The sequence below is a fragment of the Streptomyces sp. UW30 genome, from assembly GCF_008042075.1.
In the GTDB taxonomy this organism is placed as follows: Bacteria; Actinomycetota; Actinomycetes; order Streptomycetales; family Streptomycetaceae; genus Streptomyces.
The window spans coordinates 79,721-90,672 of sequence record NZ_RDBN01000023.1 but is presented as its reverse complement, the minus strand read 5'-3'; the positions used below and the strand labels follow the sequence as shown (position 1 = coordinate 90,672).

General features: G+C 76.4%; 1 protein-coding gene and 2 pseudogenes (1 of these 3 cut by a window edge). 1 reads left to right on the top strand and 2 read right to left on the bottom strand.

What is annotated here, in order from left to right:
• Positions 1–12: 12 nt before the first annotated feature.
• Positions 13–111: pseudogene (locus EAO75_RS48545) on the top strand (hypothetical protein); the annotation flags it as partial.
• Positions 112–174: 63 nt separating this feature from the next.
• Here EAO75_RS48545 and EAO75_RS13625 read toward each other — a convergent pair.
• Positions 175–1,557 (bottom strand): annotated as a pseudogene (locus tag EAO75_RS13625) (beta-ketoacyl synthase N-terminal-like domain-containing protein); the annotation flags it as partial.
• Positions 1,554–10,952 carry part of the coding region annotated (locus EAO75_RS13620; protein WP_187284423.1) for a type I polyketide synthase on the bottom strand (this coding region is incomplete at its 5' end). 26,035 nt of the annotated region lie beyond the right edge of the window, so 9,399 of the 35,434 annotated nt are shown. The pseudogene EAO75_RS13625 and the gene EAO75_RS13620, both read right to left, overlap by 4 nt.

The window sequence follows — 10,952 nt, the reverse complement described above, 5'->3', positions numbered from 1 at the left end:
GAGTCCTGGGGCGTGCGCGCCGATTTCGTCGCCGGGCACTCGGTCGGCGAGATCGCCGCCGTCCATGCCGCGGGCTTGCTGTCCCTTGAAGATGCCTGCGCGCTGGTGGTGGCGCGTGGCCGGCTGATGGCGGCCCTCCCGGCGGGCGGCGCCATGGTCGCCGTCGAGGCGAGCGAGGACGTGGGTGTTGGTGCCGGTCACGCCGAAGGAGGAGACGCCCGCGCGGCGCGGGTGGCCGCTGTCGGGCCAGGGCCGCTCGGTGCCGAGGACCTCGACCGCACCGGACGTCCAGTCGACGAGGCGGGTGGGGGTGTCGGCGTGCAGGGTGCGGGGAGCGATGCCGTGCCGGATCGCCATGACGGTCTTGATGACGCCGGCGACACCGGAGGCGGCCTGCGCGTGGCCGAAGTTGGACTTCACCGACCCCAACAGCAGGGGCCGTTCGCGGTCCTGGCCGTAGGTGGCGAGGAGGCTCTGCGCCTCGATGGGGTCGCCGAGCGGGGTGCCGGTGCCGTGGGCCTCGACGACGTCGACGTCGGCCGGGATGAGGCGGGCGGCGGCGAGGGCGGCGCGGATGACGCGCTGCTGGGACGGGCCGTTGGGGGCGGTGAAGCCGTTGGAGGCGCCGTCCTGGTTGACGGCGGAGCCGCGGACGACGGCCAGCACCTCGTGGCCGTGCCGTTCGGCGTCGGAGAGCCGCTCCAGCAGCAGCACCCCGGCGCCCTCGGCCCACCCGGTGCCGTCGGCGCCGTCGCCGAAGGCCTTGCAGCGGCCGTCCCGGGCGAGCCCGCCCTGCCGGCTGAACTCGACGAGCGGTCCCGGGGTCGCCATCACGTTGACACCGCCGGCCAGCGCCAGGGTGCTCTCGCCGCCCCGCAGCGACTGGCAGGCCAGGTGCAGGGCGACCAGGGACGAGGAGCACGCCGTGTCGACGGTCAGCGCGGGCCCTTCCAGGCCCAGGATGTAGGAGAGCCGCCCGGACAGGGCGCCGGCGCCGATGCCGCTGCCGACCTCGCCGTCGGCGTCGGCCAGGGAGCGCAGCACGAGGTGGGCGTAGTCCTGGCCGTTGGTGCCCATGAAGACGCCGGTGCGGCTGGCGCGCAGGGCGGTGGCGTCGAGGCCGGCGCGTTCGATCGCCTCCCAGGAGATCTCCAGCAGCAGGCGCTGCTGGGGGTCCATGCGCTGTGCCTCGCGCGGGGAGATGCCGAAGAAGGCGGCGTCGAAGTCGGTGACGCCGTCGAGGAAGCCGCCGCGGGTGCTGAGTTCGTGTCCGTGCTCGTCGACTCCGGCGGAGCCGAGCGCGCCGAGGTCCCAGCCGCGGTCGGCGGGCAGCGCGGACATCGCGTCGGTGCCGTCGGCGACGAGCCGCCACAGGTCCTCGGCCGAGCGCACGCCGCCCGGGTAGCGGCAGCCGATGCCGACGACGGCGATCGGCTCCGCTGCGGCGGCGGCCAGTTGCCGGTTCTTCCTGCGCAGACGGTCGACGTCCTTCATGGCGGCCCGCAGGGCCTGGACGACCTGCTCGCTGGGCATCGTGGTCATGGCTGGCTCCGTCACTCGGCGGACTCGTCGGCCGGGCCGGACGAGTCATCGGGTTCGGTGGGGTCGTCGGGGCCGGCTCCATGCCCCGTGAGTGCGGCGCGAACGAGGTCGTCGAGCGCCATGGCGTCGATGTCGGCGTCGGGTTCGGGGTCCGCCGGGGGCGCGGTGGCGCCGTTGTCGGTGCCCAGCGCGAGGAGTTCGTCGAGCAGGCCGCTCTCGCGCAGCCGGTCCAGGGGCAGCCGGGCGAGCGCCGAGCGGATCCTGGCGTCCTCGGGGGTCCCGTCGGGCGAGACGGGTGTGTCGGGTGCCTCGGGGGCGAGGTGTTCGGTCAGGTGCTGGGCGAGCGCCAGCGGCGTGGGGTGGTCGAAGGCGAGGGTGGCGGCCAGGGGCAGACCGGTGGCGGCGGTGAGCTGGTTGCGCAGTTCGACCGCGCCGAGGGAGTCGACGCCGAGGTCGCGGAAGAGGCGTTCGGCGCCGATGGCGGAGGGGTCGCGGTGGCCGAGGACGGCCGCGGACCGGGCCAGCACCAGGTCGAGGACGGTGTCGGTGCGGCGGGCCGGGGGCAGCTTGGCGAGCCTGTCCCGCAGGGCCGCGGCCGGTTCGACCGACCGCTCGGCGGTGTCTTGCGGCCGGTCGTGGCCGGGCAGGCCGCGCAGCAGGGCGCGGGGACGTCCGGCGGCGGGTCCGGCGAACGCACCTGACGCCAGGCCCGCGACGAGGGCGGTCGGGTGGGGCTGCGCGACGAGCCGGCACAGCATCTCGGCGGCGAGCTCGGGGTCCATGGGCTCGATGCCGACCCGCCGCATGGCTTCCTCGGCGGCGGCGCCCCCGGCCATGCCGCCGCCTCCCCAGACGCCCCAGGCGATGGAGGTGGCGGGCAGGCCCTCGGCGCGGCGTCGTTCGGCGAGCGCGTCGAGGACGGCGTTGGCGGCGGCGTAGTTGGCCTGGCCGGGATTGCCGACGAGGGCGGTCGCCGAGGAGAACAGGGCGAACACCTCCAGGCCGCTGTCGCGGGTGAGTTCGTCGAGGAGCAGGGCGGACGCCGCCTTGGCCCGGAAGACCCTGCCGAACCGCTCGGGGGTGAGCCGGTCCAGGACGCCGTCGTCGACGACGCCCGCGGTGTGCACGACGGCTGTCAGCGGCAGGTCCTGCGGTATCCCGGCGAGGAGTTCGGTCAGCTGCCCCCGGTCGGCGACGTCGCATGCGGCGAGGGTGACGCGGGCGCCGAGGCCGGTCAGCTCGTCGCGCAGCGCGGCGGCTCCCGGCGCGTCGGGGCCGCGCCGCCCGGCGAGTACGAGGTGCGGGGCGCCGGCCTTGGCGAGGTGCCGGGCCACGTGGGCGGCCAGGGCTCCCGTGCCGCCGGTGATCAGGGTGGTGCCGGAGGGCTGCCAGGCGGCCGGGTCGGCGTCACGGCCATCGGCGGGTGCCGGGACGATACGGCCCGCGAAGGCGGTGCCGCCGCGGACGGCGACCTGGTCCTCGCCGTCGTGTCCGGCCAGGGCGGCGCCGAGGGCGTCGAGTTCGCGGGCGCCGGGGACGGCGGACGGGAGGTCGACGAGGCCGCCCCAGCGGTCGGGGTACTCCAGCGCGGCGACCCGGCCGAGGCCCCAGACGGCGGCCTGCCGCGGAGCCGGGGCCGCGTCCGCCGCCCCGACCGCCACCGCGCCGCGCGTGAGGCACCACAGGGGCGCGGTCAGCCCCGCGTCGCCGAGCGCCTGGACGAGGGCGGCCGTGCCGACGGTGCCCGCCGGCGCCGCGTGGTCGTCCGTACGGTCGTCGAGTGCGAGCAGCGACAGCACGCCGTCGAATCCGCTGCCGAACGTCCGTATGCGGGCGGCGAGTTCGGCCCGCTCCGTGCTCTCGGCGCGCATCCGCACGACGCTCGTACCAAGCCCGTCCAGGACCGCGTCGGTCCAGGCGTCGTCGGCGCCGGACGCGGGCAGCACCGCGAGCCAGGTGCCGGTGGCGCGGCGGGCCGGGAGGCCGGACAGCGGCTGCCACGCCACGCGGTACCGCCAGCCGTCCATCCGGGTCTCGGTGTCCCTGCCGCGCCGCCAGTCGAGCAGCGCGGGCAGCACCTTGGCCAGTGCGTCGTCGTCGACGTCGAGGCGGGCGCCGAGCTCGGCGAAGTCCTCCTTCTCGACGGCCGTCCAGAAGTCGCCGTCCCCGCCCTGCGCGGCCCTGCGGGCGGTGTGCTCGGGCCAGAACCGCTCGTGCTGGAAGGGGTACGTCGGCACTTCGACGTGGCGCGCGCCCGTGCCGGCGAAGTAGGCGTCCCAGTCCACGCCGAGCCCGGCGAGCCGCAACCGTGCCACGGCCGTGGTCACCGACTCGGCCTCCGCGTGGTCCCGGCGCAGCATGGGCACGGCGAGCGCGGACGCGGCCTGACCGGCGCCGGCCATGCCGAGCAGCACGCCGCCCGGTCCGACCTCCACGAGCACCGACACCTGACGCTCACGCAGAGCGCGGACGCCGTCGGCGAACCGGACCGCCTCGCGCACCTGCCGCACCCAGTACTCGGGCGAGCCGAAGCCGTCGTCGGCACCGGCGAGGCGTCCGGTCACGTCGGAGACGACCGGGACGGCGGGCGCCGTGACGGTGAGACCGGTGAGCTCCGCGCGGAAGTCGGCCAGCATCGGTTCCATGTGCGGGGAGTGGAAGGCGTGGCTGACGCGGAGGCGGCGGGTGCGGCGGCCCAGGTCGGCGAAGTGCCCGGCGATGCGCAGCACTTCGTCCTCGTCGCCGGAGACGACCACCGCGTCGGGCCCGTTGACGGCCGCCAGTGACACCCGGTCGGTGAGCAGCGCACGGACCTCGTCCTCGGTGGCCTGCACCGCGCTCATGGCGCCGCCCTCGGGCAGCCGGCCCATCAGCCGGGCCCGGGCGGCGACGAGCCGGCAGGCGTCGGCGAGCGTGAGCGCGCCCGCGGCGTGGGCTGCGGCGATCTCGCCGACGGAGTGGCCGACGACGTAGTCCGGGGTGATCCCCCAGTGCTCCAGGAGCCGGAACAGCGCGACCTCGACGGCGAACAGCGCGGGCTGCGCCGTGCCGGTGTGGTCGAGGGCGGCCTCGTCCTCGCCCCACATCACGCCTCGCACGGCCGGGTCGAAGTGGCCGAGCACCTCGTCCAGCGCGGCACGGAAGGCCGGGTGGGTGTCGTACAGCTCCCGGCCCATGCCGAGGCGCTGGCTGCCCTGGCCGGGGAAGAGGAAGGCGACCCGGCCGGGGCGGGGTGCGTCCGCGCGCAGGACGCCCGGGGCGTCGGCGGTGCCGGTCGGGTCGGCGAGGGCTGCGAGGCCCGCGGTGAGGCCGTCGTGGCCGGTGACGGTGAGCGCGGCACGGTGCTCGAACAGGGCGCGGCCGGTGGCCAGCGTGTACACCAGGTCGGCGACGGCCGGGCGCGGTTCGGCGGTGACCCGGTCGAGCAGTCGGCGGGCCTGGTCGCGCAGGGCTGCCGGGGTGCGGGCGGAGAGGACGACCGGCAGCGGGTGCCGTACGTCCCGTGTGGCCTCGTCACTCGGCACCGCGGGTGCCTGCTCCAGGACCACGTGGGCGTTGGTGCCGCTCGCGCCGAAGGAGGACACGCCCGCGCGGCGCGGCCGGCCGGTCTGCGGCCAGTCGGTCGCCTCGGTCAGCAGCCGTACGGCGCCGGAGGCCCAGTCGATGTGCGGGGAGGGTGTGTCGGCGTGCAGGGTGCGCGGCAGCAGACCGCTGTGCATGGCCTGCACCATCTTGATCACGCCGGCGACACCGGAGGCGGCCTGGGTGTGCCCGATGTTGGACTTCACCGAGCCGAGCAGCAGCGGGTGTTCGCGGTCCTGGCCGTAGGTGGCGAGCAGGGCCTGTGCCTCGATCGGGTCGCCGAGGCTGGTGCCGGTGCCGTGCGCCTCGACGACGTCGACGCCGGCCGGGGTCAGTCCTGCGTTGGCCAGGGCCCGGCGGATGACGCGCTGCTGTGCGGGCCCGTTGGGTGCGGTGAGGCCGTTGGAGGCGCCGTCCTGGTTGATGGCCGTTCCGCGGACGACGGCGAGCACGGGGTGCCCGAGCCGCTCGGCGTCCGACAGCCGTTCCACCACCAGCATGCCGACGCCCTCCGCCCAGCCGGTACCGTCCGCGTCGGCGGAGAAGGCCTTGCAGCGGCCGTCGGCGGACAGCGCGCCCTGCGCGGTGAACTCGACGAAGCCGACCGGCGTCGACATCACGGTCACACCGCCGGCCAGCGCCACGGTGCACTCCCCCGCACGTAGCGCCTGCACGGCGAGGTGCAGCGCCACCAGCGAGGAGGAACAGGCCGTGTCGACGGAGACCGTGGGGCCTTGCAGCCCCAGGGTGTAGGCGACGCGGCCGGAGAGCAGGGCGCCGGACTGCGCGGTCTCCCAGCGGCCGAGGTTGTCCGGGAGCCGGTAGTCGCCGCTGGTTCCGCCGACGAACACGCCCGCGTCGCCGCCGCGCAGCCCCGTCGGGTCGATGCCTGCCCGCTCCAGCGCCTCCCAGGCGGCCTCCAGGACGAGCCGCTGCTGCGGGTCCATCACGAGGGCCTCGTTGGGCGAGATGCCGAAGAAGCCGGGGTCGAAGTCGGCGGCGTCGGCGAGGAATCCGCCGCACCGGGTGACGCTGCCGCCGGGGCCCCCGGACAGCAGCCGGTCGAAGTCCCAGCCGCGGTCGAGCGGCATGTCGCCGGTGGCGTCGACTCCGGCGACGACGAGGTCCCACAGATCCTGCGGGGACCGTACGCCGCCGGGGTAGCGGCAGCTCATGCCGACGATGACGATCGGGTCGTCGGTCGCCCCGGCGGGGACGGTCGTCTGCTCGACCGCCGACTGACCGGTGGTGCCCAGGAGTTCGGTGAGCAGGTGGTGGGCGAGTTCGTCCAGGGTGGGGTGGTCGAACACGGCCGTGGCGGGCACCGTCAGACCGGTGGCGCGGGCCAGCTGGTCGCGCAGATCGACGGCGGCCAGCGAGTCGAAGCCGAGGTCGCGGAAGGGGCGGTCGGGTTCGATGGCGTCGGCTGCCGCCGTGCCGTGCCCGTGCCCGAGGACGAGGGCGCTCTTCTCCCGCACGAGACGCAGGAGTCGGTCGGCGCGTTCCGTCCCGGGAAGGGCGCGGAGCTCTTCGCGCAGGCGCGCGGCCGGGCCGTCGCCGGGCTCGGTGCCGGTCGCGGCGGACAGCGCGTCGCGGGCCTCGGGCAGGGCGGCGAACAGGGCGGTGGAGGCGCCGCTCGCGGTGTGCGCGGGCGCGAACGTCGTCCAGTCGACACCGGCGACGGTGACGGCGGGCAGGCCGAGCCCGACGGCCCGGTCGAGGGCGGCGAGTGCGGTGTCCGGGTCGAGGGCCGGGATCCCGCTGAGCCTCAAGTGCCCGGCGAGGGACGGTTCGACGGTGCCGGCCCAGGCGTTCCAGGCGATGGCCACGGCGGCCCGGCCCTGCTCCCGGGCGCGTTCGGCCAGGGCGTCCAGGGCGGCGCCGACACGGGCCTCAGCGGCCCGGCCGCGGGCACCCCAGGTGGCGGCGACGGAGCCGAACAGCACGAAGGCGTCCAGGTCGCGGTCGGCGAGGAGGTCGTCCAGGGCGAGTACGCCGGCGAGCGCGTCGTCGAGGGTGGTCTCCGGGGGCTGCTGGGCAGGCACGACGGCGGGGGCGCTCGGCCCCTCGTCGCGACCGAGTCCTGCGGCACGGGCATCGTCGAGGGTGGTCTCCGGGGGCTGCTGGGCAGGCACGACGGCGGGGGCGCTCGGCCCCTCGTCGCGACCGAGTCCTGCGGCACGGGCATCGTCGAGGGTGGTCCCCGGGGGCTGCTGGGCAGGCACGACGGCGGGGGCGTTCGACCCCTCGTCGCGACCGAGTCCTGCGGCACGGGCATCGTCGAGGGTGGTCCCCGGGAACTCCTCGGCATGCACGACGGCGGTGAGCGCGGCGGCGTCCGGGCCGTCGAGCAGTGCGGTCAGGGCGGTGCGGTCGGCGATGTCGCAGGTGTGGACCGTGAGCGGGGCCGCCGCTTCGGTGCCGGCGAGGACGCGGTCGGCGGTGTCGGGGGCGGGCTCGCGGCCGACGAGCAGCACGCGGTCGGCGCCACCGAGGGCTGCCCGGCGGGCGACGGCCCTGCCCATGGGGCCGGTGCCGACGACGAGCACGGTGCCGCGCGGCGTCCAGTCGGCACCGCCGCCGTCGGCGCGGGCGCGGACGATACGGCGGGCCCGCACACCGTCGGCGCGCAGGGCCAGTTCGCGTTCGGCGGATGCCAGGGCGAGGAGGGCTCCGAGCCGCTCGTCGGGGGCGGTGTCCAGGTCGAGGAGTCCGCCCCACCGCTGGGCGCTCTCCAGGGCGGCGACGCGTCCGGCACCCCAGGCCGCCGCGGACTCCAGGTCCGGAGCGGGGTCGGCGGGGCCGGTCCTGACGCCCTGGCGGGTGACGACCCACAGCCGTGCCGTGATGCCCACCCGCTCCACCCGGAGCAGCAGCCCGTCCGCGCCGTGGGCGCGCACCGCGCCGGGCAGGGCCAGCACGCCGACCGCCTCGGCGACGTCATCGGCGGGCGCCCCCAGGTCGGCCCGCCGCAGCCGGTCGGCTCCCAGGGCCGCGACCGCGGCATCGGCCCACGCCTCGTCCCCGTCCCCGGTCAGCAGCAACCAGGGTCCGCTGCCGTCGGACGCGTCGGGCAGCGGGACCGGCACCCACTCGGCCCGGTAGAGGAGTTCGTCCGCGGCCGCCCGCGCCCGGCGCCCACGCCGCCACGTCGCCAGAGCGGCCGTCGCCTCGGAGCCGAGGTCGGTGCCCAGGGCGGCGGCGAGCGCCGCGGGGTCGGACGCCTCGACGGCCTGCCAGAACTCGGCCTCCACGGGGTCGACCTGGGCCGTCGGCGCGGTCTCGGGCCAGTAGCGGCGGTGCTGGAAGGCGTAGGTGGGCAGGTCGACGAGGCGGGCGCCGGTTCCGGCGAAGAAGCTCGCCCAGTCCACCGGGACGCCGTCGGCGTGCAGCCGGGCGAGGGCGGTCAGCGCGGCGGTCGCCTCGTCGCCGTCCCGGCGCAGCAGCGGCACCACGGGCGTGGCGTCGTCGAGTTGGGACCGCACGGCGCCGCAAAGCACGGCGTCCGGACCGGCCTCGACGAACGCACCGACGCCGGCGTCCCGCAGCGCGGCGACGCAGTCGGCGAACCGCACGGTCTCGCGGACGTGCCGCACCCAGTAGTCGGGGTTGCCGAGTTCGCCGTCCGTAGCGGGGCGGCCGGTGAGGTTGGAGACGACGGTGAGCGTCGGCGGGTGGAATTCGAGCCGGTTCAGCGCGGCCCGGAACTCGTCGAGCATGGGCTCCATCAGCGGCGAATGGAAGGCGTGGCTGACCCGCAGCCGGGTGACCTGCGCGGCGTCGAGCCGGTCGAGGACAGCGTTCAGCGCGCTCTCCTCGCCGGACAGCACCACCGCGTCGGGCGCGTTGACGGCAGCGACGGCGACGCTGTCGGCGTCGGTGTCGCCGAGCAGCTGCCGTACGTCCTCCTCGCGGGCGCGTACGGCGGCCATCGCGCCGCCGGGCGGCAGGGCGTCCATCAGCCGGGCCCGGGCCGCGACCAGGGCACAGGCGTCGTCGAGGGTCAGGACGCCGGCGACATGGGCGGCCGCGATCTCGCCGACGGAGTGCCCGGCGACGTACTCGGGCGCGACACCCCAGGACTCCAGCAGGCGGTACAGGGCGACCTCGAGGGCGAACAGGGCGGGCTGGGCCGTGCCGGTGCGGTCGAGGGTGGTCGTGTCGTCGCCCCACATCAGCGGCCGCAGCGGTCGGCCGAGTTCCAGGTCGAGGCGGGCCAGTACGGCGTCGAGGGCGTCGGCGAACACCGGGAAGCGGGCGTGCAGTTCGCGCCCCATGCCGAGGCGCTGGCTGCCCTGTCCGGAGAACAGGACGGCGAGCGGGCCGCGGCTGCCGCGGGCCCGGCCGCGTGCGGCCTCGGTCGTGCCGTCGGGTCCGGCGAGCAGCACCGCGCGGTGCGGGAGGGCGGCGCGGGCGGTGGCCAGGGTGAGGGCCACGTCGGCGGCGGTCCCGGTCAGGTCGGCGGTCCGCAGCCGGTCGAGCTGGGCGTCGAGGGCGGCGGCGGTGCGGGCGGAGACGACCCACGGCCACGGGGCCTCGGTGTCGGCGCCGGTTCGGGTGCCGGCCCCGGTCGCCCGTGTCTCGGCCGGTTCCCCGGCCGGCTGCGTCGCGGCCCGTTCCTCGGGCGCCTGTTCCACGATGACGTGCGCGTTGGTGCCGCTCATGCCGAACGCGGAGACACCGGCGCGCAGCGGGCCGTGATCGGCAAGCCATTCGGTCGGCTCGGTGAGCAGGGTGAGGCCGCCGGGAGTCCAGCCGATGTGCGGGGAGGGCTCCACGGCGTGCAGGGTGCGCGGCAGGACGCCGTGGCCCATGGCGAGGAGCATCTTGATCACGCCGGCGACACCGGCGGCGGCCTGGGTGTGGCCGAGGTTGGACTTCACCGTGCCGAGCAGCAGGGGCCGTTCGCGCTCCCGTCCGTAGGCGGCGAGCAGCGCCTCGGCCTCGATCGGGTCGCCGAGGGGCGTGCCGGTGCCGTGCGCCTCGATCGCCTGGACGTCGGCGGGCCGCAGTCCGGCGTCGGCGAGGGCGTGGCGGATGACGCGCTGCTGGGAGGGGCCGTTGGGGGCGGTGAGCCCGTTGGAGGCGCCGTCCTGGTTGACGGCGGAACCGCGGATCAGACCGAGGACGTGGTGTCCGTTGCGGTGGGCGTCGGAGAGCCGTTCGAGGACGAGCATGCCGACGCCCTCGGACCAGGAGGTGCCGTCCGCGGCGGCCGAGAACGCCTTGCAGCGGCCGTCGGAGGCGAGTCCGCCCTGGGCGCTGAACTCGACGAAGGCGTCCGGCGCCGACATCACCGACACGCCGCCGGCCAGGGCGAGTCCGCAGTCGCCGTCGCGCAGCGCCCGCACGGCCCAGTGCAGGGCGACGAGCGAGGCGGAGCAGGCGGTGTCGACGGTGACGGCCGGCCCCTCCAGGCCGAGGACGTAGGACAGCCGGCCGGAGAGCACGCTGGCCGTGTTGCCGGTGGCGGCGTAGCCCTGGACGTCGGAGGTGCCGCGCCGCAGGACGGTGGCGTAGTCCTGGCCGTTGGTGCCGACGAACACGCCGGTGGGGGTGGCGCGCAGGCCGGTCGGGTCGATACCGGCGCGTTCCAGGGCCTCCCAGGACGTTTCGAGCAGGAGCCGCTGCTGCGGGTCCATGGCGAGGGCCTCGCGCGGGGAGATGCCGAAGAAGTCGGCGTCGAAGTCGGCGACACCGTCGAGGAATCCGCCCTCGCGGGTGGTGGAGGCGCCGTCGGCGAGCGCGGCCAGGTCCCAGCCGCGGTCGTCGGGGAACGGGCCGATGGCGTCGCGGCCGTCGGCGAGCAGCCGCCACAGGTCGTCGGG